The 23,153-nt window shown below is 70.8% G+C and carries 27 protein-coding genes; 11 read left to right on the forward strand and 16 right to left on the reverse strand.

The annotated features are described in order from the left end of the window. Positions 1 to 10: 10 nt before the first annotated feature. Both ACIBHX_RS30365 and ACIBHX_RS30370 read right to left on the reverse strand, forming a co-directional pair. The gene (locus tag ACIBHX_RS30365; protein ID WP_397070731.1) at positions 11 to 583 is read right to left on the reverse strand and encodes a TlpA family protein disulfide reductase; all 573 of its coding nucleotides are present in this window, start codon (positions 581 to 583) and stop codon (positions 11 to 13) included. Positions 584 to 765: 182 nt separating this feature from the next. Further along, positions 766 to 963, reverse strand: a complete 198-nt coding sequence (locus tag ACIBHX_RS30370; RefSeq protein ID WP_397070732.1) for a hypothetical protein — start codon at positions 961 to 963, stop codon at positions 766 to 768. Positions 964 to 1,086: 123 nt separating this feature from the next. Between ACIBHX_RS30370 and ACIBHX_RS30375 the strand changes: the two genes are divergently transcribed. The 3 genes from ACIBHX_RS30375 (at position 1,087) to ACIBHX_RS30385 (ending at position 5,031) form a co-directional block, all read left to right on the forward strand. Beyond that, positions 1,087 to 3,663, forward strand: coding sequence for an ATP-binding protein (locus tag ACIBHX_RS30375; RefSeq protein WP_397070733.1), 2,577 nt, complete (start codon positions 1,087 to 1,089; stop codon positions 3,661 to 3,663). A gap of 31 nt (positions 3,664 to 3,694) precedes the next feature. Next, positions 3,695 to 4,210: an RICIN domain-containing protein gene (locus ACIBHX_RS30380; RefSeq protein ID WP_397070734.1), complete on the forward strand. Its 516-nt coding sequence runs from the start codon at positions 3,695 to 3,697 to the stop codon at positions 4,208 to 4,210. A gap of 122 nt (positions 4,211 to 4,332) precedes the next feature. After that, entirely contained in the window at positions 4,333 to 5,031 is a 699-nt protein-coding gene (locus ACIBHX_RS30385) for a hypothetical protein (RefSeq protein WP_397070735.1), read from the forward strand. Between the two features lie 3 nt (positions 5,032 to 5,034). Here ACIBHX_RS30385 and ACIBHX_RS30390 read toward each other — a convergent pair whose 3' ends face one another. From ACIBHX_RS30390 to ACIBHX_RS30425, 8 genes are all read right to left on the reverse strand, one after another. Next, positions 5,035 to 5,448 carry a hypothetical protein gene (locus tag ACIBHX_RS30390; protein WP_397070736.1) on the reverse strand — a complete coding sequence of 138 codons (414 nt, stop codon included), beginning with the start codon at positions 5,446 to 5,448 and terminating at the stop codon, positions 5,035 to 5,037. 90 nt (positions 5,449 to 5,538) lie between these two features. After that, positions 5,539 to 6,669: an ergothioneine biosynthesis PLP-dependent enzyme EgtE gene (gene egtE / locus ACIBHX_RS30395; RefSeq protein ID WP_397070737.1), complete on the reverse strand. Its 1,131-nt coding sequence runs from the start codon at positions 6,667 to 6,669 to the stop codon at positions 5,539 to 5,541. Further along, positions 6,666 to 7,646, reverse strand: a complete 981-nt coding sequence (gene egtD / locus ACIBHX_RS30400; RefSeq protein WP_397070738.1) for an L-histidine N(alpha)-methyltransferase — start codon at positions 7,644 to 7,646, stop codon at positions 6,666 to 6,668. Before egtD ends, egtE begins: the two co-directional genes overlap by 4 nt. Before the next feature lie 19 nt (positions 7,647 to 7,665). Then, positions 7,666 to 8,385, reverse strand: coding sequence for an ergothioneine biosynthesis protein EgtC (egtC, locus tag ACIBHX_RS30405; RefSeq protein WP_397070739.1), 720 nt, complete (start codon positions 8,383 to 8,385; stop codon positions 7,666 to 7,668). 1 nt (position 8,386) lies between these two features. Further along, on the reverse strand, positions 8,387 to 9,679 hold the full coding sequence (gene egtB / locus ACIBHX_RS30410) for an ergothioneine biosynthesis protein EgtB (protein ID WP_397070740.1): 1,293 nt from the start codon (positions 9,677 to 9,679) through the stop codon (positions 8,387 to 8,389). After that, the gene (gene egtA / locus ACIBHX_RS30415; protein WP_397070741.1) at positions 9,676 to 10,899 is read right to left on the reverse strand and encodes an ergothioneine biosynthesis glutamate--cysteine ligase EgtA; all 1,224 of its coding nucleotides are present in this window, start codon (positions 10,897 to 10,899) and stop codon (positions 9,676 to 9,678) included. The genes egtB and egtA overlap by 4 nt, the downstream gene beginning before the upstream one ends. Positions 10,900 to 11,014: 115 nt before the next feature. Next, positions 11,015 to 11,254, reverse strand: a complete 240-nt coding sequence (locus tag ACIBHX_RS30420; RefSeq protein ID WP_397070743.1) for an anti-sigma factor family protein — start codon at positions 11,252 to 11,254, stop codon at positions 11,015 to 11,017. A gap of 81 nt (positions 11,255 to 11,335) precedes the next feature. Further along, on the reverse strand, positions 11,336 to 11,959 hold the full coding sequence (locus ACIBHX_RS30425; RefSeq protein ID WP_397070744.1) for an RNA polymerase sigma factor: 624 nt from the start codon (positions 11,957 to 11,959) through the stop codon (positions 11,336 to 11,338). A gap of 194 nt (positions 11,960 to 12,153) precedes the next feature. Between ACIBHX_RS30425 and ACIBHX_RS30430 the strand changes: the two genes are divergently transcribed. Beyond that, a complete protein-coding gene (locus tag ACIBHX_RS30430; protein WP_397070745.1) occupies positions 12,154 to 12,678 on the forward strand; it encodes an NUDIX domain-containing protein in 525 nt (174 codons plus the stop codon). Here the strand turns inward: ACIBHX_RS30430 and ACIBHX_RS30435 are convergent. Beyond that, entirely contained in the window at positions 12,655 to 13,869 is a 1,215-nt protein-coding gene (locus ACIBHX_RS30435) for an MFS transporter (protein ID WP_397070746.1), read from the reverse strand. The two genes, ACIBHX_RS30430 and ACIBHX_RS30435, sit on opposite strands and share 24 nt — an antisense overlap. Positions 13,870 to 13,939: 70 nt before the next feature. On the opposite strand from ACIBHX_RS30435, the gene ACIBHX_RS30440 reads away from it, so the two are divergent. Continuing rightward, positions 13,940 to 14,917, forward strand: a complete 978-nt coding sequence (locus ACIBHX_RS30440; RefSeq protein ID WP_397070747.1) for a DUF5937 family protein — start codon at positions 13,940 to 13,942, stop codon at positions 14,915 to 14,917. A 47-nt stretch (positions 14,918 to 14,964) separates the two neighbouring features. Here the strand turns inward: ACIBHX_RS30440 and ACIBHX_RS30445 are convergent, their stop codons facing one another. Then, positions 14,965 to 15,471, reverse strand: a complete 507-nt coding sequence (locus tag ACIBHX_RS30445) for an RDD family protein (protein ID WP_397070749.1) — start codon at positions 15,469 to 15,471, stop codon at positions 14,965 to 14,967. Positions 15,472 to 15,898: 427 nt separating this feature from the next. Between ACIBHX_RS30445 and ACIBHX_RS30450 the strand changes: the two genes are divergently transcribed. Together ACIBHX_RS30450 and ACIBHX_RS30455 are read left to right on the forward strand one after the other, a co-directional pair. Then, entirely contained in the window at positions 15,899 to 16,360 is a 462-nt protein-coding gene (locus ACIBHX_RS30450; protein WP_397070750.1) for an AAA family ATPase, read from the forward strand. A 114-nt stretch (positions 16,361 to 16,474) separates the two neighbouring features. Further along, entirely contained in the window at positions 16,475 to 17,095 is a 621-nt protein-coding gene (locus tag ACIBHX_RS30455; RefSeq protein ID WP_397070751.1) for a GNAT family N-acetyltransferase, read from the forward strand. 42 nt (positions 17,096 to 17,137) lie between these two features. Here ACIBHX_RS30455 and ACIBHX_RS30460 read toward each other — a convergent pair whose 3' ends face one another. Next, the gene (locus ACIBHX_RS30460) at positions 17,138 to 17,557 is read right to left on the reverse strand and encodes a tautomerase family protein (RefSeq protein ID WP_397070752.1); all 420 of its coding nucleotides are present in this window, start codon (positions 17,555 to 17,557) and stop codon (positions 17,138 to 17,140) included. Positions 17,558 to 17,575: 18 nt separating this feature from the next. Further along, on the reverse strand, positions 17,576 to 18,277 hold the full coding sequence (locus ACIBHX_RS30465; RefSeq protein WP_397070753.1) for an SDR family oxidoreductase: 702 nt from the start codon (positions 18,275 to 18,277) through the stop codon (positions 17,576 to 17,578). A 115-nt stretch (positions 18,278 to 18,392) separates the two neighbouring features. On the opposite strand from ACIBHX_RS30465, the gene ACIBHX_RS30470 reads away from it, so the two are divergent. The 3 genes from ACIBHX_RS30470 (at position 18,393) to ACIBHX_RS30480 (ending at position 20,232) form a co-directional block, all read left to right on the forward strand. Beyond that, positions 18,393 to 18,980, forward strand: a complete 588-nt coding sequence (locus tag ACIBHX_RS30470) for a TetR/AcrR family transcriptional regulator (RefSeq protein WP_397070754.1) — start codon at positions 18,393 to 18,395, stop codon at positions 18,978 to 18,980. A gap of 22 nt (positions 18,981 to 19,002) precedes the next feature. Beyond that, complete coding sequence (locus ACIBHX_RS30475; RefSeq protein ID WP_397070755.1) at positions 19,003 to 19,740, forward strand: hypothetical protein; 738 nt, start codon at positions 19,003 to 19,005, stop codon at positions 19,738 to 19,740. Between the two features lie 108 nt (positions 19,741 to 19,848). Then, positions 19,849 to 20,232 (forward strand): VOC family protein, encoded by a 384-nt coding sequence (locus ACIBHX_RS30480; protein ID WP_397070756.1) that lies wholly within the window; start codon positions 19,849 to 19,851, stop codon positions 20,230 to 20,232. A 3-nt stretch (positions 20,233 to 20,235) separates the two neighbouring features. Here the strand turns inward: ACIBHX_RS30480 and ACIBHX_RS30485 are convergent, their stop codons facing one another. Beyond that, positions 20,236 to 21,012, reverse strand: a complete 777-nt coding sequence (locus ACIBHX_RS30485; protein ID WP_397070757.1) for an SAM-dependent methyltransferase — start codon at positions 21,010 to 21,012, stop codon at positions 20,236 to 20,238. A 243-nt stretch (positions 21,013 to 21,255) separates the two neighbouring features. Between ACIBHX_RS30485 and ACIBHX_RS30490 the strand changes: the two genes are divergently transcribed. Beyond that, positions 21,256 to 22,476, forward strand: a complete 1,221-nt coding sequence (locus ACIBHX_RS30490; RefSeq protein ID WP_397070758.1) for a glycosyltransferase family 4 protein — start codon at positions 21,256 to 21,258, stop codon at positions 22,474 to 22,476. A 242-nt stretch (positions 22,477 to 22,718) separates the two neighbouring features. Here the strand turns inward: ACIBHX_RS30490 and ACIBHX_RS30495 are convergent, their stop codons facing one another. After that, positions 22,719 to 23,072: an ArsR/SmtB family transcription factor gene (locus ACIBHX_RS30495; RefSeq protein ID WP_397070759.1), complete on the reverse strand. Its 354-nt coding sequence runs from the start codon at positions 23,070 to 23,072 to the stop codon at positions 22,719 to 22,721. Positions 23,073 to 23,153 lie beyond the last annotated feature (81 nt).

A 23,153-nucleotide genomic window follows, 5' to 3' on the forward strand; every position in this document is an offset into this window, starting at 1 on the left:
GACTGGGAGGTCAGCCCGCGGCCGGGACCGCGAGGTCACGGTCGGCGACGGGCAGGAAGACGTAATCCGATGCGGCGACCGTCTCACCCTCGATGAGGAGGAACGCCGGGAACCCCGTCACGCCGAGCGCCCTCTGGAGCGGCCCGGCGTCAGGCTCGACCACGACGGTCGCCACCGGACGAAGCAGCTCGGCCGTCTCTTGCGCCTCCTCCTCGGTCCCGACGATCACAGCCAGTACGGTGTCGCGGCCCCCTGGCCGGGCCGCCGCGTACTTGACGAAGGTGGGCAGTTGCTCCTTGCACGGCGTGCACCGCGGGGAGAAGAACCCCACCAGGGGGCGTTCACCGAACGTGCCGAGCGTGACGGGCTCGCCGTCGATGGTGGTGGCGGCGAACGCACCGGCCGGTGCGCCGACCGGTAGCGCGACATCGTCGACCGGGCGGGGCTTGGCCTGGCCGCTCTCGCGAAGCGCGGCCAGCTCGGCGGATTGGTCACGCAGCCGGCGCACCACGCCCACGGTGAACAGCAGGTTGAGAGCGGCCAGCAGGCCGATCAGGGCGATGGCCGCGGCCAGATACGACATCAGGTCTCCTCCGGGAAGTCGGTGCGGGCGCGAAGAGCTCGATCAGTTCGTCCAACAGGTCGGCGACGCGGCCGGTGGCGTCGCCGGGTCGCGCAGGGCCTGTCGCCGCGTGGTCCGTTCGCCGCGCGGGCGGCGGACAGGACGGCGAGCAGGCTCTGACACGGTTGAGCGGGAAGGGCCGCTCAGCAGCCCTTGCCGACACTGACGCAGTTGCCGCGCCACACCGAGCCATCGCTGAGCACGCAGACCTCCCGCTTGTACAGGTACATCCCGCTGCAGTAGCAGAACTCTTCACCGCAGAAGGTGGCCGCTCGCGCGGTCCCCTTGGGCGCGAAGACGTTGACGAGACGGTCAGTCAGCCTGGTGATGGTGCGGGTCATGGCATCCTCCTCCGCTGTCGGCCACCCAGTGCGCGCCGACAGGGCTATGGAAACGCGGAGGCCCTGTGCTGAGCCATGACGTTCAGCCCGACGTTCTACCGGACGTGCGGTAGCCTGACGAACATGATCATGGGCGATGCCCCTGAATCAGCGAGCCCGTTCGCGGTGCTGCTCCGCCGTCACCGGCTGCGCCTCCACCTCACCCAGGAAGCCCTCGCCGAGCGGGCCGGGCTCAGCTCCCGCTCCGTCGCCGAGATGGAGCGCGGCCGCGGCCGCAGTCCACGACCACGTTCGGTCGAGCAGCTCACGGTGGCGCTCGAGCTGACCGGCGACGAGCGTGCGGAGTTCGTCGACGCCGGGCGCGCGCTCTTCTGGGCCAGCCGCGCCGGCCGTCCCGATCGCCGTACTCCCGCCGGAGGCGACGTCCGGGCCGTGGACCTACCGCCGAGGCAACTTCCCGCGGACCTCCCCGACTTCGTCGGCCGCGTGGACGAGCTCTCCCTGCTGGGCGCCGTTCTCGACCCGGCCGCGCAGCGCGATGCGCGGCTGGTGGCGCTCTCCGGGCCACCGGGCGTCGGGAAGACGGCCCTGGCCGTGCACGCGGGCCACCGGTTCGCGTCCTGGTTTCCCGCCGGGCAGCTGTACGTGGCGCTTCGGGGCGCGGGCGGAGATCCGGTCGACCCGGCCGAAGTCCTCGCCCAGCTGCTGCGCGTGCTCGGCGTGGACGGATCGACGTTGCCCGCCGGGGTGGACGCCCGGGCCGGGCTCTTCCGTACCCGCCTGGCGGGGCGGCAGGTGCTGCTCGTCCTCGACGACGCCGACGGATACCGCCAGGTCGAGCCATTGATCCCGGCCAAGGAGGTGGCGGTGGTGGTCACCAGCCGACTACCGCTGACCGGCCTTCCCGGCGTGAGCGCCATCGACCTCCAGCCGCTGCCCGGCCCGCAGGCCGTCGAGCTGCTCTGCCAGGTGGCCGGGAGGGAACGCGTGCAGGCCGAGCCCGCGGCGGCGGCCGAGCTGGTCACGGCCTGTGGCGGGCTGCCGCTGGCCGTCAGGATCGCCGCGGCCCGGCTGGCCGCGCGCCCGCACTGGATGGTCAGCACGCTCAACAAGCGGCTGGCCGACGAGCGCCGGCGGCTCGACGAACTACGCCACGGCGACCTGGCCGTACGTCCGGGGCTCTACCTCGCCTACCGGGGGCTCACCTCGGGCGCCGCACGGGCGTTCGGGCTGCTCGGCGAGCTGAGCGTGCCCTCGTTCCCGGAGTGGTCGGTGGGCGCGTTGCTGGGCGTCGATCCGGTGGAGGGGACCGCCGTCCTCGAAGAGCTGCTCGACGCGCGGCTGCTGGAGTCTCTCGGTCCTGACCGGGCCGGGCAGCCGCGATACCGGCTCCACGACGTGACGAGACTGTACGCGCGGGAGCGGCGGCAGGCCGAGACCAGCGCGGAGGAGTGGACGGCCGCGCTGGCCAGGGCCGCCGCCGAATGGCTGGCCCGCGCCCGGCAGGCTCAGGACGGCCTGCACTGCCTGCGGCTCTACCTCGACGACAGGGGCGATCCGGTGCAGGCCGCCGGCGGCGACGAGCCCGTCGAGTGGTTCGAGGCGGAGCGGCAGTCGCTCGCGGCACTGGTGACGGCCTGCGCCGAAGTGGGCCTGGCCGCGGCCGCGCGCTCGCTGGCAGGTTGCAGCGCCGACTTCTACGAGCTGCGCAGCTACTACGACGACTGGCAGCGCGCCATGCGGGTGGCGGGAGAGGCCTGCCGGCGGGCGGGCGACCGTACCGGTGAGGCGGCGATGCTGCGCGGGCTCGGCACCTGCATGTCCGAGTTCGGCGATCGGGAGGCCACGCTGTCGGTACTGCGTGCCGCCCGGACCTTGGCCGAGGAGGTCGGCGACCAGGCAGGAGTCGCCCTGACCAGTCATGAGATCGGCTTCATCCTGGGCCTGCAGGGCAGCCTTGACAAGGCCGAGGTCGAGCTGGGCACGGCCGCCAAGCGGCTGGAGGCCGTCGGCCTGCCTCTCGCCAGGGCCATCGCCCTCACGAGCCTGGGATTCGTGCGGCGCCAGCGCGGCGACACGGCCGAGGCCGTCGACACCATCCGTGGCGGGCTGTCCATCGCCCGGTCTCGCGGCAACCTGTTCGTCGAGGCCTATACCTTGCGGGGCCTTGCCGGCGCGCTGCTGGCCTGCGACCGGGCCGAGGAGGCGGAGCAGGCGGCCAGACGGGCCGCCACGCTCTTCGAGCGCATCGGTGATCTCGCTGGGGCCGCCCAGGGATTACGGGCGCTGGGCGAGGCGCTCGCGCACCAGTCGCACCGGGAGGCGGAGGCCGAGCAGGCACTGACCGCCGCGGCGGACCTGTTCCGCGACCGGGGGCACGAGTGGGGGCTGGCGCTCACCGAGCTGAGTCTCGGCGAGATCGAAGCGCGCCGCGGTGACCCCGCGGCCGCCGCCCGGCTTCACCAGGCCCTGCGGTACTGGTCCGGCGCGCAGGTCCCGGCCCTGCGGGCACGTGCGCTGGTGGCTCTCGCGACCACCGCCGAGCAGGTCGGCGACGACCCGGCCGCGTGGGACTTCCTGCTGGAGGCCTATCACCTGTACCAGGCGTTGGAAGCGCCTGCCGCCGACGATCTCGCGGCCCGCCTGGGCCTGTCCCAGACCGCCGGGTCTGTGGAACGCGGTGGAACGCCTGACTCGTAGGGGGTCAGTCCACCGATCAGGAGATACCGGCATGAGACATCTACGCAGGATCGCGGGCGCGATGGGTGCGGTGGCGATCGCGGCGGCCGTCTGGTTCGTCCCCGGAGCCGCCCAGGCGGCCTCCCCTGTCCACATCAAGGAGGCCGAACAGAGCAAGTGCCTCGATATCCGGACGCAGGACAACATCTTCGTCCCCGGTGCCCGGCTTCAGCGTTTCACCTGCCACGACGTCAACGAGCAGCGGTGGGACATCATCCCGCTCGCTGGGGACACCTTCGTCCTGCGCAATCCCCTGACCCTGCTGTGTGTGGCGGTCGACACGGCGGACTTCGGCGCTCAGGTGGTGGAGCGGGAGTGCGCCGACTCCAACCCCGGCATCAAGTGGTTCACCCTGGGCGGGGTGCCGTTCGTCAAGGGTTCCGGGTTCAACCAGATCCGCTCGGTCCTGGCATCCGGTAGCTGCCTGGACACCTTCGACACCTTCGTCAAGATCTTCCCCTGCTCCCCAGGGCTGAACAACAAGGCCCAGCTCTGGGCAGCGGTCTGACCGTCCTGGGCCGGCGGGGAAGACGGCGAACCTCCGCCTTCCCCGCCCAGGCCCTCTCGATTCGTATGGTGAGCCGTGGGGTATCTGGGACTCGAGACTTCCCGCGGGATTAGAGCCACCACATGATTGACCACGAAGTTCTGGATCGTCGGCTCGACGACGTGGCCAAGACCCTGACCGGAGCGATCGCCGGGGTAGCCGGACTGCTGGCGATATTCGGCATCGCCAACGACAGGGCCCTGGTCGCCTTCAACAATCAGAGTACGGCGATGACGCTGGCCTTCATGGGGGCCATCATCGCCACGATATGCAGCGTCACGGCATTCTTCACGCCGGCCACGAAAAGGGGAAACCTGCTGGAGGGGACCCTGCTTGGCACCGGCATGGCACTGTATCTGCTCGGGCTGGTGCTCGGCGTCATGACCGTGGCCAGCGAGGCGATGGGCAACGGGCGGCCGACGCTGACCATGGTCAAGCTGGATGCGGCCCAGCGCAACGACATGACCTTGAGCTTCACCGTGCGCGCCGACGGTGTCCGGCAGGAGGACCACGTCGCCTGGACCGTACAGGCCCTCGCCAAGAACGCGAAGGGAACCCTGGACGTGCTGGACAACATGACGTTGGCCTATCTCCGCCCCAACGACCGCGGAGCGATAGAACAGACTGTGGTGGTGCCCTTCAGGCCTCCGGCAAACGCGACCCATATCGCCATCCTGACGTGGCACGAGCACAGATCCGAGTCAGGACAACGGCCGCCGCAATGCCAGGACATCACCTCGAAGCAGGGTCCCGGATGCGTGACCATCCACCTGCCGAGCTGATGATCACTTCACCGTCAGGTTGGTCTCCATGCCCTGGTCTCGGTGGCCGTCGATGGGGCACCACACGTCGTACGTCCCCGATTGAAGCTTGACGGTGAAATTGGTGGTGCCTCCGCTGGGGACCTGCTGTGAGGTCTGGTTGTCGACCCCGGGACCGTTGATCGTCAGCGCATGCGTCGTCCTCCCCACGTTCTTCAGCACGAACGTGTACGTGCCAGGAGCCAGGTTCGGCTTGGAGAAGACGATGTTGAACTCGGCCAGACTCACCGGGACCTGGATGCCCTTCACCTGGCCGGCGGCAGGCGGAGCCGAGTAGGCGGGCTGGGAACTGGGTGGCCCGGACCCACATGCCGCGGCGGCCGTCAACGTGGCCGCGAGCGCGCTCACGAGCGCCGCGCGTCTGCTGAGACTGATCATGACGATCACCACCTCACTCCCTCCAGTCTCTCGCCAACCGGGCCTCCGGATCACCCCACACCCAGGATGATCAGGTAAAACGCTCATAGATCAGCGCCGGTCGGCGAGTACTCGGGCCAGGGCGTCCAGCGTCTCCAGAGGCGTGCCGGGCGGCGGCGAGACCCTGAGCACGGGCTCGCGCAGGTCCAGCGGCGCTCGGGCAGTCGGCACGACGTTGACCAGCAGGGACGCCGCGGCCGCCCGAGCGGCGGCCTTCTCGGGCGTGTCTCCCGGCGGGGGATTGAGGGTGACGAGGGCGGAGGGCTCGTCGAGCGGCTCGGCCACGCGCCAGCCCCCGACCCCGTCGAGCAGGCGGCGTGCCGTACGGCCCAGGTCGGCAAGGTGCGCGTGGACCGCGGACGAGCCGAGCGCGTGGTGTTCGAGCGCGGCCACGCCGAGCCCGATCCGGGCCGCGATCGCCCCCTCCGAGGTCTCGTAACGGGCCGCGCCGGGCAGCGGCACCAGCGGCCCCGGGCCGTCCCAGGCGTGCCCGCCCAGGGTGGGGGCGGCGGCGTCCATGTCGGCCGCGAGGCCGGGCACGATCAGGAACCCGACGCCGCGCGGCCCGGCCAGCCACTTGCGCGAGGTCCCCACGTACGCGCTCGCGCCCGCCCCGCGTACCTCCACGTGCCCGAGCGACTGACAGACGTCCAGCACGAACGGAACGCCTGCCGTACGGCACAGCGTCCCGATCTCCCTGGCCGGCTGGACGACGCCGCGATGGGAGCCGAGGTGCGAGACGATCACCAGATCCAGCCCGGCCGCCAGCTCGGCCCGCAGCCCGCCCAGGTCGAGGCGGGCGTCGCCGTCCACCGGTAGTTCGACGAGGTCCCAGGCCAGGCGGCGCAGCAGCATCAGCGTGCTGCCGTACTCGGAGCGCGTGACGCCGACGCGGCTGCCGGGCGCGAGCCGCCACCCGCCCAGCAGGGCCGCCATCGCCGCGGTGCCGCTCTCCAGGAACGCCACGTCCTCGGAACCGGCGCCGACCAGCGCGGCCAGCGCCGACCTGGCGGCCGTGAGGTCCGGGACGGCCACGTAGCCGCCGCGCTCGCGTTCCAGCCGCAGGTGCGCCACGACCGCGTCGAGCACCCGGTCGCTGGGCACGTTGCAGCCGGCCGCGTCGAGGTGTCCGGGCGGCGCCACGCTCCGCGCGACCTGCCAGGCCCCGCCGACGGCGCTCACACCCCGGCCAGGACCAGGGTGAAGTCTCCCGCGGGGTCGGTGTAGCGGCGGCGCACCTCGAACCCGGCGGCGGCGAGCTCCTCCCGGAGCCTGTCCGGCTGGAACTTGGCGCTGATCTCGGTCCGCATCTCCTCCCCCGCGCCGAAGTCGACGTCCAGATCGAGTCCGCCGATCCGCACGCGCATGTCCCGGCTCGCGCGCAGCCGCATCTCGATCCAGTCGTGGCGCGGGTCGTACAGCGCCACGTGCTCGAACGCCTCCGGTTCGAAGTCCGCGTCCAGCGCCCGGTTGATCACTCGCAGCACGTTCCTGTTGAAGGCGGCCGTCACCCCGGCCGCGTCGTCATAGGCCGCCACCAGCCGATCCACGTCCTTCACCAGGTCGGCTCCGAGCAGGAACGTGTCCCCGGGCCGGAGCGTGAGGCGCAGTTCCTTCAGGAAAATCTCGCGGGCGGCGGGTTCGAGGTTCCCGATCGTGCCGCCGAGGAAGGCCACCATCCTGCGCCCGGTCCGCGGCAGCAACGCGAGATGACGCTCGAAGTCCGCGCACACCGCCCGTACGGCCAGCCCGGGGAAACGCCTGGCCAGCCGCTGCGCCGCTGCCCCGAGGGTGACTCCGTCCACGTCCACCGGCGTGTAGGCGCGCAACGTGCCCATCGCGGCGAGCGCGTCCAGCAGCAGTACCGTCTTCTCGCTGGTGCCCGAGCCCAGCTCGACCAGGGTGTCCGCGCCGCTGGCCGCCGCCAGGTCCGCGGCCCGCGCCCGCAGGATGGCCAGCTCGCGCCGGGTCGGGTAGTACTCGGGCAGGCGGGTGATGCGGGAGAACAGCTCGCTGCCGGCGGCGTCGTAGAACCACTTGGGCGGCAACCATTTGGGCGACGATGTCAGGCCAACCCTGACATCGTGTTCGAGCGCCTGGCGCAGATAGTCGCGATCAAGATGGTTGATCACGTGTACGGTCGACAGGCTGACGGGCACAGTGCCTCCTGGGATGAGATCACAACGGCTGGACGCGCACGTGATCGTGAGTGACGGTCAGCAGGCTGCGCTCGGGTACGGCCCGCCAGCCGGGCAGGTCGTCGAGTGGCTCGCTCGCCACGAGCACGCCGTCGTGGAGTCGGTGGTAGAAGAGCGTGTCGCCCCAGACGGTCGCGGCGATCGACGCGCCGTCGCAGGCGAGCAGGTTCAGGCGGGCACCGGGGTCCTTCTCCCCGGCACGGACGACGACCTCGGTCAGCGCCTCGCCCAGGCCGGATCCGGCCCGCGCGCGCAGGAACACGGCGGCGGCGACCCAGGCGGCGTCGCACGCGCTGTCCGCGCGATCGGGCAGATCGTCGGCGAGATCCCGCAGCGCGTCCCTGATGACGCGCCCGTTGTGGCTGAGCAACCACCTCCCGTCGGTGAACGGCGCCGTGGCGCTCTCCTCGATCGGCATGCCCACGGTGGCCGACCGCACGGCCGCCAGCAGGCAGGTCGAGCGGGCGACCTGCGCGAGCGCCGGCAGGTTGGCGTCGGTCCAGATGGGTACGGCACGGCGGTACCGCACCGGCTCGGCCCGCACCGGGTCGTACCAGCCCATGCCGTAGCCGTCGGCGTTGACCGTGCCGAATCGCTGGCGCCGGGGCGCGTACGACTGCTTGAGCAGGCCGTACTCGGGCTCGTGGATGAGCCGGGTGAGCGGACGGGTGGCGCCGAGCCAGGCCGCGTGCCTGCACATCTCAGTTCCCGGCCGAGCGGGCGCAGCGGAAGCCGGTGAAGATCTGCCGGCGGATCGGGTAGTCCCAGTTCCTGAACGTGGTCCGCACCGCCGCCGGGTCGGCCGCCCAGGAGCCGCCGCGCAGCACCCGGTACTCCTGGCCGAAGAACACCTCGCTGTACTCCTTGTAGGGGAAGCTGCGGAAGCCGGGATAGGGCTGGAACCAGGAGGCGGTCCATTCCCACACGTCACCCACCATCTGCTCGGCGCCGTACGCGCTGGCCCCTGTGGGGTAGGCGCCCAGCGGCGCGGGGTGGGCGGCGCGGTGGCCGAGGTTCGCCCGGTCGGAGGTGGGGGCCTGCTCGCCCCATGGGTATCGGTGCGCCCTCTCGCTTCGAGCGTCCCAGCCGCAGGCCTTCTCCCACTCGGCCTCGGTGGGCAGCCGTTTGCCTGCCCACCGCGCGTAGGCGTCCGCCTCGTACCAGGACACGTGCTGGACCGGCTCGTCCATGGGGACGGGCTCGGTGCGGCCGAAGCGGGTGCGCGACCAGGCGTCGCCGTCCCTGGCCCAGAACAGGGGGGCGAAGACTCCGCTTCGCTGCCTCCACTGCCAGCCCTCCGCGGACCACCAACGCGGGTCCTCGTAGCCGCCTTCCTCGATGAACGCGGCGTAGGCGCGGTTGCCGACGGGGAGCCGATCGATCCAGTAGGCGGGCAGGTCCACCCGGTGCGCTGGCCGTTCGTTGTCGTAGGCCCACGGCAGGGTGTCGGTGCCCATGGAGAAGGGACCCGCGGGCACGAACACCTCTTCGGGGCCCGCGCTCCGGCCCGCCGGCAGGTCGCCGTCGCGTACCAGGCCGGGCTGCCCGGACAGCTGCAGCGTGGCGAGCATGGTCTCGTCGTGCTGATGCTCGTGCTGGATCACCAGGCCGAACACGAAGCCGTCGCGGTGCAGCGGGGCGGGATCGTCCAGGTCGATCTTGTCGAGGACGTCGAGCACCCGCCCGCGCACGCCCTCGATGTAGCGGCGGGCCTCGGCCGGGCCCAGGAAGGGCAGGCTCGGGCGGTCCTTGCGCGGGGTCTTGAACGCGTCGTAGATGTCGTCGATCTCGGGGCGGAGCGGGGCGATGCCGCCCGCCTCACGCAGCACCCAGAGCTCCTCGTAGTTGCCCACGTGCGCCAGGTCCCACACCAGCGGCGACATCAGCGGCGAGTGCTGGCGAACCAGCAGGTCGTCGTCCGCCTCCGTGTAGGTCAGCGACCGGTCGCGCACCGCGATGAGCTCGGCGGCGATACGTTCCTTGAAGTCGGTCATCCGTGTCCCTCGTCGTTCAGCCAGGTCGGGGCGCGCCGTCCCGACATCAGGTCCATCAGGTCGGCCGCCGGGGACCGGCCGCTCGTCACGTGCCGGTCGGCGAACGCGGCCACCTCGCCCACCAGGCCGGGGCCCACGCCGAGGCTGGGCAGCGCCTCCAGCGCGGCGCGGAAGCACGTCTCGGCCGCCTGGCGGAGGCGCGGGTCGGCCAGCCCGCACCGCGCCGCCGCCGTCCACAGCTCCCGGTACGGCTCCGCGGCCGCCAGGGCGGCGTCTGCGGCTCGGTCGTCGGTGATGAGGGCGTGCGTCACGGCCACGCACACCGGCCAGGCCGCCGGGTGCTGAGCGTCGAGGTAACGGATCTCGAGCCAGCCGCGGGGCCGTACCGGCGGGAAGAGCGTGGTGGCGTGATAGGCCAGGTCCGCGGCGGTGGGCCGGCGCTCGCCACCGGCTGTCAGCCAGTCGCGGAACGTCGAGCCGTCGCGGACCGGGCGGTAGCGGTCCTCGTCCTCGCGCACCAGCATGAGCCGCGCATCCAGCAGGTATTCGGCCCAGTCAGCGGCCGGATCGCCGGAGGCGGGCACGGGCGAGGTCCTCGTGCGGTCGAGGTGATCCCAGACGTCCTGGCGGCCCGACATCCAGCCGCACGGCCGGCCGCCGCTCAGCGGCGAGTTGGCGAAGGCCGCCATCAGCACCGGGCCCAGCACGTGTGCCCGCTCCCAGCGCTTCTCCGGCCGCTCCCCCAGGTCCAGGTTGACCTGGATGGACGCGGTCGAACACATCATCAGCGCCCCGTACGGCACGCCGAGGAACTCGGCCATGGCGTCGTAGCGGGGCTGGCGCAACTGGCGGCGGGGCGGCCGTACCGGATCGAGACCCACTCCGGCGAGCGTCAGTCCCGCCGCGCGCAGGCCGGCTCGCACGGCGGCCATGTCGTCGGCCAGACCGGCCAGCGCCTCAGGCAGCGTGCGAGCCGGGCTGGACAGTTCGAGCTGGCCGCCCGGCTCGAACGTCACCCGGCTGCCGCCCGGCAACGCGGGCAGTGCCCGCTCGACTCTGGCCACCGGAATGTGACTGGCCGCCGCCGCGCTGTCGAAGACCAGGAACTCCAGCTCGACACCCACCCGGTCCGCGGTGACGGGAAGGAAACAGAGGCGCGCGAAATCCGCCACCTCAGAGGCGTCCCGAAGCGGCGTGCCCGCTGCGGTCAGCCCGATCATCGTCTGCCCTTCGCGTGGCTCATGGATCTACAGACCCACGAGCCGCGCGAGCGTTACACGCGGATTTTCGAATCGCTTCGCTCAGGGACCATCCGGTCAGGCGCTCCCGCGGGCGCTATGACTGCACGCGCTCCTTGAAGGCGGACAGGAGCCGGTCGCGCACGTCGGCGGGCAGCTTCTCCGGGGGCGGGTCGCCGACGATGGTGATGGTCGTGCGGATCTGCTCGAAGTAGCGCTCGCACCCCTCGCACGCGGCCAGGTGCATCCGCACACCGTCGCGCGCCGGCTGGTCGAGGGCGTCTTCAAGGTAGGCGGTGATGACTTCCACCAGTTCGTCGCATCTGAACCGCTTCACGACGTGACCGCCCCTTATTGCCTCGAGATGAACCGTTTAACCTATTGTGGCCCCTGCAGCGGACCGACAGAAGTCCTCGAACTATTCTGGCTGCTTCACGGACTCGAAGTAGTCGGCCAGCCAGCCGCGCACGAACACGCGGGCGCGATGCAGCAGGACCCGCTGGTTGGCCGGAGAGATCTCCAGGATCTCGCACACCTCATCGGAGCTACACCCCTCCACGTCACGCAGGATGATCACGATCCGCTGCCGAGGGGGCAGCCTGGTCAGGGCTTCGGCGATCAGCCCGCGCACCTCAGAGGCCAGCGCCTCGCCCTCGGGCGTCGGCCATGCGGCGGGGACCTCCTTCCAGTCGCCCGCCTGGAGGGAGCCGAGGTCATTGCCGTCGTGTTCGAAGGCGCTCCACGGGAGTGTGCGGCTCTCGCGCACACCGCGTTTCTTCGCGGTGTTGACCAGGATGCGGTACACCCAGGTCTTGACAGAGGAGCGCCCTTCGAAGCGGTCGATCCCGCCGATCACCGCGAGCCACGTGTCCTGGACGACCTCCTCCGCGGAGTGGTCGGTGGACACGTGCGACCTGGCCACCCGCAGCATGCCCCCGGACCAGGTGTCGAGCAGCGCCGCGAACATCTCCTCGTCGCCCGCGCGCAGGGCCGTGATGACGATGTCGTCCGAGGGCAACCCTCCGCCCGCGAAAGACCCCACGATCGCTTCCCCTTCGGTCGAACGCTGGGACATCCATGACATCGGGGCCGAGCCGAAGCCCGGCGTCGGCCCCCGGCGGGACGACACACCCAGGCTAATCCTCCCCACTGACGTTCTTCCCCGGCAGGCCGAGCCCCGTTGCGTATTCTCGTTCTCGGAGAGCAAGTCCCGGCAAAATCGGTGAGGAGCATCCCATGCGACGATCGGAAAGGCTGCTCTACACGGCGAACGGGGCCGATCTTCGCGTCGTGGACGTCGCGCAGGCCGACGGTGAGCACGTGGAGCAGCCCTTCATCCGCACGCCCCGGGCCGCGGGAGCGGTGACCTTCCAGGGCGGGCGCGTCCTGCTCCTGTGGCGGCACCACCTCGTCACCGACACGTGGGGATGGGAGATCCCGCTCGGCGAGATCGGCCCTGACGAGGAACCCGAGGCGGCCGCCGCCCGTCACCTGGAGGAGCAGACCGGCTGGCGGCCCGGGCCGCTGCTGCCGTTGATCCGGATCCGCCCCGCCGAGGACGTCGCCGACTGCGACCACCTGATCTTCCTCGCCCACGAGGCGTCCCCCGGTGCCGCCCCGGCCGGCGCCGAAGAGGCCGAGTGGCTGCCGGTGCTGCACATCCAGCAGCTGATGGACGAGCAGGCGATCACCTCGGCGACCACCTCAGCCGCCCTGCTGTACTTCCTGGCCAACCTCCTACAGGCCAGAGCGCCGCACTAGAGCTTCAGGCAGGGCCGCACGTGTGCGCCAGAGCACCGCGGCCACGCACATGACCCCGAGCGCGGCTCCACCGGCGATGACCTGGTGGACAGGGAGGAGCTCGGCGAGCGTGCCCGCCAGGGCCATGCCCACCCCCTGGGCTGTCATGAGGCCGGCGGTCATCAGCGTCATCGCCCTGCCGCGCAGCTCCTCGGGCACGGCGGCGACGAACCACAGGTCGAGGCCGAGGGTGTAGGCGATGCCGCAGCCGGTCAGGATCTGGCAGACCAGCGCCCAGCCGAACGCGGGCTCGAAGGCGTACCCGAGGGACGGCACCAGCGCCAGGGCGGCCACCGGCATCGTCAGCCGCGCCCTGCCACGCGGGCCGAGCAGCGAGCCCACCAGGGTTTCGCTCAGGATCGCCCCGACCGGCATCCCGCACATGAGCACGCCGAGCCCGCCCGGCGCGAGTGCGAGCCCGTCAGCGTACGGCGTCAGGAGAGCCTCAGACACGACGGCGAACATCGGCGGCACCCAGCCCAGCAGGAGCAGCGACCGGATCCGCCTGTCGGCGAAGAGCAGCCGCATCCCGGAGATCGAGTCGCGGACCAGCCCGCCGCCGGCCGTACCGGCCCTGGCCGGGCGGCGGCGGGTGCGGAAACGGAGCAGCAGCGCCGAGCCGAGGAAGGTGATCACCGTGATCATGAGGACGACGCGCGGTGACACGACGCTCAGGAGCAGCCCGCCCAAGGCGAAGCCCGCGAGTTGCCCGCTCTGCCCGGTGATCCGGATGACCGAGCGGCCCAGGACGAACAGATCGCCCTCTCCCAGGATGTCACCGAGCGTCGATGCCCGCGTGCCCTGGAAGATCGGGGCGACGGCGGCGGTCACGACGCGCAGGGCGAGGAGCAGCGCGACGGGCGTGCCGGGCACGGTCATCACGGCCGCGCAGGCCGCGCACAGCAGGTCGCACCCGACCAGCACCCGCCGTGCGGGGAACCGGTCGGCCACGGAGGACAGCAGCGTGCCTCCCAGGACGTAAGGGAGCAGGCCGAAGGCGAAGGTCAGCGCGCTGAGCAGGGGCGAGCCGGTGAGCCGGTAGATCAGGACCGACAGCGCGATCTCGGAGACGATGACCCCGAGGGTCGACATCGCGTGCGCGGCGAAGACGGCGCGGAACTCGCGGACCGCGAACACGGCTCGGTATGACATGACGACAGGCTGCACAGCCGCCGGCCGGCCTTCTAATCTTTCGGATACAGGCGAATCACCCGGGGGGATCGTGCCGCTGCAGCTGAGGTTCGACGCCGACGATCTGTTGCGGTGCCGGTTCGCGTTCTCCCCTCTGTGCGAGACCCACGAGGCCGTCCGCATGCTGCGGCGCACCGTACGGCACGGCTACCACCAGCCGTGGCTGCGGCGGATGCGGTCGGCGGTCGCCGGGCTGGACCTGTCCGAGCTGTGGCTGTTCATGCCCGGGCCCGGCGGCTACGTTCCTGATTTCCTCGGGCCGCCGCCGGAGGGCTCGTCGGCCTGTTTCGAGGAGGAGCTCGCGCGGTTGCGGGCCACGGATCCGGTCCTGGCGCGCGAGGAGATGGCCCGATCCCTGGCCTGCACGCCGGGTGCCGCCGAGTCCCCTCGCGGCCGGGAAATGCTCGACGACCCCCCGCGAGCCGTACAGCGGCTGGCCGACCTCACCGAGCGGGTCTGGCATGCCCTGATCGCTCCGGACTGGCCGCGGTTGCGGGCCCTGCTGGAGGCCGACATCGCCTACCGATCAAGGAGGCTGGCCGAAGGCGGCCTGGCAGCCCTGTTCGTCGACCTGCACGCCACGGTGGGGTGGTCGGAGGGCGCCCTGCTGCTCAGGAGTTCCTTCGGCCCCGTACGCGATCTCGAAGGCCGTGGCCTGCTGCTGATGCCGAGCGTCTTCGTGTGGCCGGACGTGGTCAGCGGTTTCGCCCCGCCCTGGCAGCCCACGGTGATCTATCCGGCGCGTGGCATGGCGGGACTGTGGACCGCCGCGGAGCCAGGGCGTGCGCTCGTCCGGCTGCTGGGCGCGAACCGGGCGGCGATCCTGGGCGGACTCGATGAGCCGGCCTCGACGACGACCCTCGCGCACCGGCACGGCCTCGCGCCCTCCTCCGTCTCGGCGCACCTGACGATCCTGCGCGAGGCCGGGCTGTTGATCTCACGCCGCCATGGACATCGCGTGCTGTACGAGCGCACTCCGCTGGGTGAGGGGCTGGTGGGCGAGTCCTGAATGGGCCTTGCGGGGAGATCGCGCAAGCACCTGCTGAAAGAGCCTCGCTAGGCCCGCGCGACCACCCGGGTGCCCGCCACCAGGTCGTGCAGTGCCGCCCGATCGCGACGCAGCAGCGCGAGCGCCAGGGTGACAGCGACCAGCACGTAGCCCAGCACCAGCGCGGGCACCGCGATCGCCGACTCGCCTTCCATCGTCCAGAACCGCAGGACGGCCAGATGGGCGAGCTGCCACGGCAGCAGCTTCACCGCGTTGCGGACCATGATCCGTAACGGCCCCGGCCTGCCGCCGTCCGCCGTCACGATCAGCCTCGCGCGCCGCTTTCCCCAGGTGGCCTGGGCCGTGCCGGCCTCGCTCACCACCAGATAGGCCCACACGGGCAGCACAGTGATCCCGGCGATCACCAGGTCGGCCCCGACCAGAGGTACGGCGGCCAGTGGTCTGAACCCCAGGAGGTACGCCGCGGCCAGCATCACCAGCCAGCCGACGATCAGCAGGTAATCCCATCCCAGCGCGGCCGCGCGGCGTGCCCTGGGGACCGCCTCACCCGTCATCCTCGCGACCTCCCAGCCGATCGAGCGATCCGATGCCGGGTGCGACGTTACTGGAGGCTCGCCTTGTCCACGCCACTGGCGCCACCACATGCGGCGAGGCCGAGGGCAGTGACCACCGTGACGAGTCCCAGTGCGGAGAAACGCATAACGCCGCCTTTCAATATTCACGACTCGGAATTCCACGCGAACGCATGACGGTATTTCTTTTGTTCAGCGCGGAATGATCAAAAGATTATCAGCGCTGATGAAGACCCGACCGACAAGGCCGAAAACGCCATGATCTTGTCCTCGCCTTCGGCTCAGGCGTGGCTCCTACTGTCCAACGCGCAACTCCGCCTCGCCGCCCCGGACGCGACCTGCCTGCAACCCGGCCAGCTCCCCGGCGCGGCCGGAAGGCGGTAGAACCATGGGAATGAAGGGAAACCGTGTGGGTCGATTGATCTTGTTGTGCGGGTTGCCGGGTTCGGGGAAGACCACGCTGGCCAGGCGCCTGGCCGACGAGTTGCCCGCCGTTCGGCTGTGTCCCGACGAGTGGCTGACGGGGCTGGACATCGATCTCTTCGAGACGGAAGCGCGTGACCGCATGGAGGATCTCCTCCGGCAACACGCCTATCACCTGCTGGCCCTCGGCCAGAAAGTGATCTTGGAGTTCGGTTTCTGGGCTCGCGCCGAACGTGAGGAGCTGCGGCTCCGCGCTCGCGCGCTCGGCGCCGCGGTCGAGCTGATCTACCTGGACGTGCCCCTTGCCGAACTGTGGCGGCGCGTGGAGGCCCGTGGCAGGGAGGGCGGCGCGCCCATCTCCAAGCGCTCGCTGGAGCGGTGGGCGCAGGCCTTCCAGGCCCCTGACCCGAGCGAGCTCGCCCTCTTCGACGAGCCCCTTCGGCGGTAAATCCGCTTGGCCGCGGGCTCGTGCGGCCGCGATCATCGAGGGATGCCGGATCGTGCGCGTGAGATGTGGGCGAAGTTGGCTCGGGTGCCGGTCACGTTCCCCAGGCGGGGAGACGTGAGCGTGGTGGTTTCGCCGGAGTCGTGGTTGTGTCCGCCGCGGTGGGCGGGAGTCGTGGCGCTGGACGGAGCGATTCTGGCCACCGTCCCAGACCCTCAGCTGGTCGAGCCGCTGCGTGGCGCGCTGCTCGAGCATGCCGGAGATCTCGCGGGGCTCGCGGCAGGCCTGGACGCCGCCGACGTCCTGGGGCCTGCCACGCTGGCCTACCTCGCCGCCGAGGACTTCGCCGCTGCCCATGACGACGCGATCGAGGCCCTGCCCGCAGACCATCACGACCTGCGCGACCTGATGACCTCGGTCGAGAAGCAGGACGCGGACGAGAGCGGTCTCGAGGAGATCACCTCGTCCGCGTTCGTCCTCCGCAGCGGGCCGAAGGTGATCGCCGCGGCCGGATACCGGGACTGGCTGAACACCGCGGCACACATGTCGGTGTTGACCAGCCCCGAGCATCGTGGACGTGGCCTGGCTCGCGGGGTGGCCTCGGCGGCGGTCGCGGATGCCCTGGCGAACAAGCTGCTCCCGCAGTGGAGGGCACGCCCCGAGCCCTCGCGACGAGTCGCCCGAGCACTCGGATTCCAGGAGGTCGGCTCGCAGATCAGCATCCGCCTCGCACGATGACGACCGGTCAGCAGGTCGAAGCGCGCTGCCCTGAAACCGCATTCAGGGAATGGGTCTGTTCTCCCGAGCCCAGGCCTGCTCGGCTTCGCTGCCGGGGGCGGGCGGCCAGAGGCCGGCGATCATCCACATGTCCTGCGGGGTCTCGTCCACGTGGAACTCCCAGTGCAGGCCGCGGTCCTTGGTGTAGCGGAGCATGAGGGCGTTCAGCGCCTCGGTCATACGCTTGCGCAGGTGCGGGTCCTGGGTGTGGCGGGCGATGTGCTCGACGACGACTCGTACGGTGTTGCCCGTCGGCTCCCCGCCGATGAAGAACGAGGACTCGGGGATCTCGTGGAAGAGGGCGACGACGTAGAAGTCCGGCAGCCCCACGCCGGTGTAGAACTTGGTGATGTCCCGCGCGAACTCTTGTTTGTCCTGGTCGGAGTAGGCGCCGACCGGATGGTAGATGTGCCAGAGCGGCATGATGCGACTCCTCCGGGATCAGCGGCCGATGGTTACCGTGAGGCCTTCTACCGGCCCGGCGAGCGCGGCCTTCATCCGCCGGCTCACCTCGTCGACGAGGACCTCGCTCTCGCCCTTCTCCACGCCGTGGAGAACGGCATCGGCGACCTGCTCGGGGCTGAGCTTGTCGACCTTCATGGCCTTGACCATGTCGGTGTCGGCGAAGCCCAGATGTACGCCCACGACCTGGGTGTGCTGGCCTGACAGTTCGATGCGGAGCGAGTTCGTCAGCGACCACAGCGCGGCCTTCGACGCGCCGTAGGCGGCCGCGCCGGCGCCCCACGACAGCGCCGAGTGGATGTCGACGAGAGCGCCGCCGCCGTTGGCGGCCAGGATCGGCGCGAAGGCGCGGGCGACGCGCAGCGCGCCGAACACGTTGGTCTCGAACGTGGCGACGACGTCCGCCATGTCGGCCTTCAGCAGGGACCCGGGGAAGAGGGCTCCCGCGTTGTTGACGACGATGCCGACGTCTCCGGCCTGGGCGGCCACGGCCTCGACGGCATCGGGGTCGGTGATGTCCAGGGTCAGCGGCACGATGCGCGGATCGTTGCTTTCCACGGTACGGCGGGCGGTCGCGTAGACCTTGGCCGCGCCGCGGCTCAGCAGCCCGTGGACGAATGCGCGGCCGAGACCGCGCTGGCCGCCTGTCACCAAGGCGACCGAACCTTCGATGGTTGTCATGTCTTCTCCAGATGCTTCCCGTGACGGCGCTCGGCGCCGCCCCATGCAAGATAGATTATGTCCATCATCTATTTGTTCGCAATACTGAGGCCACCGATCGAAGGAAGGGGATGGAATGCCGCGAGCATCCCGGGCCCAGGCGGAGCTGCATCGCCAGGAGGTCCTGGACGCGGCCTCGGCGCTGGTGCGCGAGAACGGGGCCGACAGGGTGACCGTGCCCGAGGTGATGGCCGCGGCGGGGCTGACCCACGGCGGCTTCTACCGGCACTTCCGCTCGAAGGACGACCTCCTGGCACAGGCCGGCGCGGCGGCCTTCGCCGAGCGCGTGCGGTTCATGGAGCGCATCCTCGAGTCCACCGACGACAAGCCGGCGGCACGGCGGGAGTTCATCGAGAACTACCTGTCCGTCACGCACCGGGACAACGCGGGCCAGGGGTGCGCGACCGCCGCGCTCGCCGCTGACGTGACGCGCGCCGAGGCGGGGAGCCCGCTACGGGACGCCTATCTGGACGGCCTGCGCAACATGATCGACAAGCTGGGCGAGCTCGGCGAGCGTCCCGCGGAGGGCTCCGACCGCGAGCGCGAGCTCCTCATCGAGCTGACCATGCTGGTGGGAGCGTTGACGCTGGCCAGGGCGTGCGCCGGGGACGACCTCTCGGAACGCATCCTCGACGCCGGCAAGGAGTTCCTCACCGCCCAATAGCCCGACAGGCGACCTCTCAATCGTGACCGATCTCTACACCGCCTGGCCTGTCGATGTGCCGGGCTCCGGCGCCGAAGACACCGGCCTGACCGGTCCCGACGGCCGCCCGATCGCGGCCGCCGTGCACTGGATGCAGCAGATCAGCGGTACGGTCGCCGTCGTGCACCGTTGCGAGCTGGTCCAGCGGCGACCGCTCCAGCCCGTGACGCTCGATCTGCCCGGCGGACGTAAGGGCACCGCCTACACCGTCGGCCACCCCGAACCGGTGACCCTGCGGCGCAGCTACCGTCCGGCCGGCGACTCGGCCAACCTCATGGTCATCACCCCGGGTACCGTGGCCTACCTGGACGTGCTGCGCGACGACATCGACGCCGGCAAGCTCAGCAACGAGACGGCCGCCGCCGACCTGGCCAGGCCCACGATGCGACGCGCCATGCGGGCAGCCGTCCGCGCCTCCAGGTTCAAGGCACCCGGCTCGCTGCCGGCGTTCTTCGCCGCCGCCACAGGAGTGCGGAACGACCGCCCCACCACGGTGCTCGCCCATCTGACGGGCTCGGGCGAACTGATGAAGGGCATGGCCGAGGCCACCGGCCTCCCGGCCGCGCTGGGCCTGGCCCACCTACTCGACGGCACCGTCCGGCCAGGAGTCCGCCCGCCGGAAACGGCCATCGACCCCGACCTCTTCTTCGCCGCCCTCGCTGACCACGCCAAACCCCTCGAGGTGGCCATCGAAACACGGGAGGCTCGGACCCGTCGGTGATCGGGCCCGAACCTCCGCTGCATCGAGCATAGGAACTTACGTATCGTCACGTCTCGAAAACGAACAGTAATCATCGACTGAAGCGTGTGCGACGGGTAGGAGAGGGCCATGGAGGAGACCGTTCTTGTGCGCTACATCGTTCGTGATGTGGCGGCCGCGCTGGAGTTCTACACCACTCACCTGGGGTTCACCGTGGTGACGCATCCCGCGCCGGGGTTCGCGATGCTCTCGCGCGGTGCGCTGCGGCTGGCGCTGTCGGCTCCGGGTGGGCCGGGAGGTGGTGGGCAGGCGATGCCTGATGGGCGCGTTCCCGAGCCGGGTGGGTGGAATCGGATCTCGCTGCCCGTGGCCGACATCGACGCCGAGGTCGCCCGGCTGCGGGCGGCGGGCGCGAGTTTCCGCAGCGACGTCATCACCGGCGTGGCGGGGCGGCAGATCCTGGTGGACGACCCCTCCGGCAACCCGGTCGAGCTGTTCGAGCCGGCCCGCTGACGGTTACGGCTTGCGGGCCAGGCCGCCCAGGACCGCGACGGGCTCGTCGAACGGGCTGTCCTCCCTGGGCCGCCATTCGTGCAGCCGCACCACCCCGGGCTCCACCAGGTCGAGCCCGGCGAAGAACGCCGACACCTCCTCCGGGCCGCGCAGCTGGGCGCTCGCCACGGTGTAGTCCGCCGACACCGCGCGCGTCTCGGGAGTGTCCTGCCCGTGCGTGATCGCCAGGTAGGAGCCCGCGGGCAGCTGGTCCATGATCGAGCGGACCAGCTGGTACGGCTCGCGCTCCCCCGCGTCGGGGAAGAAGTGCAGCACGGCCGCCAGCAACAGCAGCACGGGCTTGGACAGGTCGAGGAAGGTCAGGGAGGCCAGCGTCTTGTCCAGCTCTCGCAGGTCGCCCTCTTCCAGCTGGGTGTGCGCGTTGGTGGCCAGCAGGGCTCTGCCGTGGGCCTGCACGATCGGGTCGTTGTCCATGTAGAGCACCCGCGTGTCCGGGGCGATCGACTGGGCGACCTCGTGCACGTTGGGCAGCCCCGGGGCGGAGGTGGGCAAGCCGCATCCCACGTCAAGAATCTGCCGCACGCCGCTTTCGACGGCCAAGGAGACCGCGCGGATGATCCAGTCGCGGTTGGCACGGGCCATTTCCGGAATCTGCGGCATACGCTTGACAATCTTGTCAGCGAGCTCCCGATCGGAGGCGAAGTTGTCCTTGCCTCCCAACCAGTAGTCGTACACCCGAGCGATGCTGGGCCTGGTCGGGTTGATCCCCGCAGATGTCATACCGACCTGCTCTGGCTCATAAGAACCAGATTAACGGACGGATCACCGCAAGGATGCGTCTCTGGATGACGAGCATCGCGGAGACGGCCAAAGAATTACGTCGGTTCAATTTTCATCATTTTTATTTGGGCACATCGGCGACCAGTCGCACGCTTTCTAGACGGACCGCTTCACGTGCCGGTGAACACCGCGCTAACCCAACGTTGAGACGGCACTTCCCCGCCCGCTCCTACGGTGCTGGCCATGACGCTCGGCTCATCAGCATCGCTCCTGGTCACGGCACTGCGCGCCGCCAACAGGTACCGCTCGCTCCGCGCCGCGCCGCCAGACACGCGGCAGGTCAAGATACTGCTGCTGCACGCCAACGGCATGGGCGGCACCATCCGCACCGTGTTCAACCTGGCCGAGAGCCTGGCGGCCGAGCGCGACGTGGAGATCGTCAGCGTCATCAGGACCAAGGAGCGCCCCTTCTTCCCCGTGCCCGCGGGGGTCCGCGTCTCCTACCTGGTCGACCGGCTCGACGGCACGCCCCCTCGCGGCCCGAGCAAGCTCATCCCGCCCGACGAGACCGCCTACGACCGCTTCGACCTGCGCACCGACGTCGCGCTCGCGCGGTTCATGCGGCGTCTGCGCGGGGGTGTCCTGATCACGACGCGTCCTGGTCTGAGCCTGGCCGCCGCGCTGCTCGCGCCGCCCGGGGTCCTGACGGTCTCGCAGGAACACGTCGGCTACGGCACGATCCTGCCCGCCGTACAGAAGATGATCAAGAGGAGGTACGGCAGGCTCAGCGCGCTGGTGACCCTGACGGACGCCGACCTCAAGGACTACCGGGCGGCGCTGGGTGAGGAGGCGCCGCCGCTGCTGGCCCGGATTCCGAACGCGACCCCGGAGCTGCCAGGCGGGCCGTCGCCGCTGACCGCCAAGACGGTGGTGGCGATCGGGCGGATGACCAAGGTGAAGGGGTTCGACATGCTGCTGCGCGCGTGGGCGCAGGCCGTGGCGACGCGGCCGGACTGGAGCCTGCGGGTCGTGGGCGCCGGGCCGCAGCGCGAGAAGCTGCTGCGGCTCGTGGGCGAGCTCGGGATCGGCGGGTCGGTCACCCTGCCCGGCGCCTCACGCGACATCGGCGCCGACCTCGACGCCGCCTCGATCTTCGTGCTGAGCTCGCGGCACGAGGGGTTCCCGATGACGATCCTGGAGGCGCTGAGCAAGGGCGTGCCGGTGGTGGCCTTCGACTGCCCGTACGGGCCGGGCGAGATGCTCACCCACGGACACGACGGGATCCTGGTACCGCCCGGCGACGTCGCCGCGCTCGCGGAGGAGCTGGGCAGGTTGATGGACGACCCGGCGGCCAGGGAGCGGATGGGACGGTACGCGCTGCGCACGTCCCGGCTCTACGAGCGCGACCAGATCGGCGCCGAGTGGTCGCGACTGCTGGACGGGCTCGGCGCCGGGGCCTCATGAAACGGCGTCGTGGCCTGTGGGCGGTGTGGCGGTTGCGGTGGCTTCGGCAAGGTAAGGGCCGGTGTCCGCAGGGTGGCCGCTCGGGCCTTCGAGCGTTGTGGCCGGGGCGCGGCCGGATTCCTTCGGCAGCGGTACGGCGGGGCCCGCCGTACCGCGCAGGCCGAGCCAGACGAACAGCACGCTGACACGGCGCGGAAGGGAATCCGCGCATGCGGCAGCCGTCGTCGTGTGAAAAGGAAGGGCTAGGGCGAATCCCGCTCCGGCGCCTCGGCGGCGCGCTTGATGTTCTCCAGCCGGCGATCCCAGTCGGCCGCGAGCGTGGCCATCCACCGGGCCGTCGTGTCCAGCGCCGCCGGCCGTACCGCGTAACGCACCTCGCGTCCGACCCGCCTGCCGGAGACCAGGCCGGCGGCATCCAGGACGGCGAGGTGCTTGACCACCGCCTGCCGCGAGACGGGAAGTCGCGCCGCGAGCGTCGTCGCGGTGACCTCGCCCTGCGCGGCGAGCAGATCGAGCAGTTGACGTCGCGTCGGGTCGGCCAGCGCGACAAGGACGCTGTCGACCCCCTCGGCTGAGCCGCGACGTTCGTCCGTCACCGGAGGCCTACAGCGTGGAGGCCCCACCCTTCAGGACGGGGAGGAACACGGAACGGCGGGGGCACGATGGACTCCCGGTTT

The organism is Nonomuraea sp. NPDC050536, assembly GCF_044457685.1.
GTDB lineage: Bacteria > Actinomycetota > Actinomycetes > Streptosporangiales > Streptosporangiaceae > Nonomuraea.

What these genes read in the sequence shown, in the direction of transcription:
- ACIBHX_RS30365 (WP_397070731.1), bottom strand. Translation starts at nt 583, where the DNA reads ATGTCGTATCTGGCCGCGGCCATCGCCCTGATCGGCCTGCTGGCCGCT.
- ACIBHX_RS30370 (WP_397070732.1), bottom strand. Translation starts at nt 963, where the DNA reads ATGACCCGCACCATCACCAGGCTGACTGACCGTCTCGTCAACGTCTTC.
- ACIBHX_RS30375 (WP_397070733.1), top strand. Translation starts at nt 1,087, where the DNA reads ATGATCATGGGCGATGCCCCTGAATCAGCGAGCCCGTTCGCGGTGCTG.
- ACIBHX_RS30380 (WP_397070734.1), top strand. Translation starts at nt 3,695, where the DNA reads ATGAGACATCTACGCAGGATCGCGGGCGCGATGGGTGCGGTGGCGATC.
- ACIBHX_RS30385 (WP_397070735.1), top strand. Translation starts at nt 4,333, where the DNA reads ATGATTGACCACGAAGTTCTGGATCGTCGGCTCGACGACGTGGCCAAG.
- ACIBHX_RS30390 (WP_397070736.1), bottom strand. Translation starts at nt 5,448, where the DNA reads ATGATCAGTCTCAGCAGACGCGCGGCGCTCGTGAGCGCGCTCGCGGCC.
- egtC (WP_397070739.1), bottom strand. Translation starts at nt 8,385, where the DNA reads ATGTGCAGGCACGCGGCCTGGCTCGGCGCCACCCGTCCGCTCACCCGG.
- egtB (WP_397070740.1), bottom strand. Translation starts at nt 9,679, where the DNA reads ATGACCGACTTCAAGGAACGTATCGCCGCCGAGCTCATCGCGGTGCGC.
- egtA (WP_397070741.1), bottom strand. Translation starts at nt 10,899, where the DNA reads ATGATCGGGCTGACCGCAGCGGGCACGCCGCTTCGGGACGCCTCTGAG.
- ACIBHX_RS30430 (WP_397070745.1), top strand. Translation starts at nt 12,154, where the DNA reads ATGCGACGATCGGAAAGGCTGCTCTACACGGCGAACGGGGCCGATCTT.
- ACIBHX_RS30435 (WP_397070746.1), bottom strand. Translation starts at nt 13,869, where the DNA reads ATGTCATACCGAGCCGTGTTCGCGGTCCGCGAGTTCCGCGCCGTCTTC.
- ACIBHX_RS30445 (WP_397070749.1), bottom strand. Translation starts at nt 15,471, where the DNA reads ATGACGGGTGAGGCGGTCCCCAGGGCACGCCGCGCGGCCGCGCTGGGA.
- ACIBHX_RS30460 (WP_397070752.1), bottom strand. Translation starts at nt 17,557, where the DNA reads ATGCCGCTCTGGCACATCTACCATCCGGTCGGCGCCTACTCCGACCAG.
- ACIBHX_RS30465 (WP_397070753.1), bottom strand. Translation starts at nt 18,277, where the DNA reads ATGACAACCATCGAAGGTTCGGTCGCCTTGGTGACAGGCGGCCAGCGC.
- ACIBHX_RS30470 (WP_397070754.1), top strand. Translation starts at nt 18,393, where the DNA reads ATGCCGCGAGCATCCCGGGCCCAGGCGGAGCTGCATCGCCAGGAGGTC.
- ACIBHX_RS30480 (WP_397070756.1), top strand. Translation starts at nt 19,849, where the DNA reads ATGGAGGAGACCGTTCTTGTGCGCTACATCGTTCGTGATGTGGCGGCC.
- ACIBHX_RS30485 (WP_397070757.1), bottom strand. Translation starts at nt 21,012, where the DNA reads ATGACATCTGCGGGGATCAACCCGACCAGGCCCAGCATCGCTCGGGTG.
- ACIBHX_RS30490 (WP_397070758.1), top strand. Translation starts at nt 21,256, where the DNA reads ATGACGCTCGGCTCATCAGCATCGCTCCTGGTCACGGCACTGCGCGCC.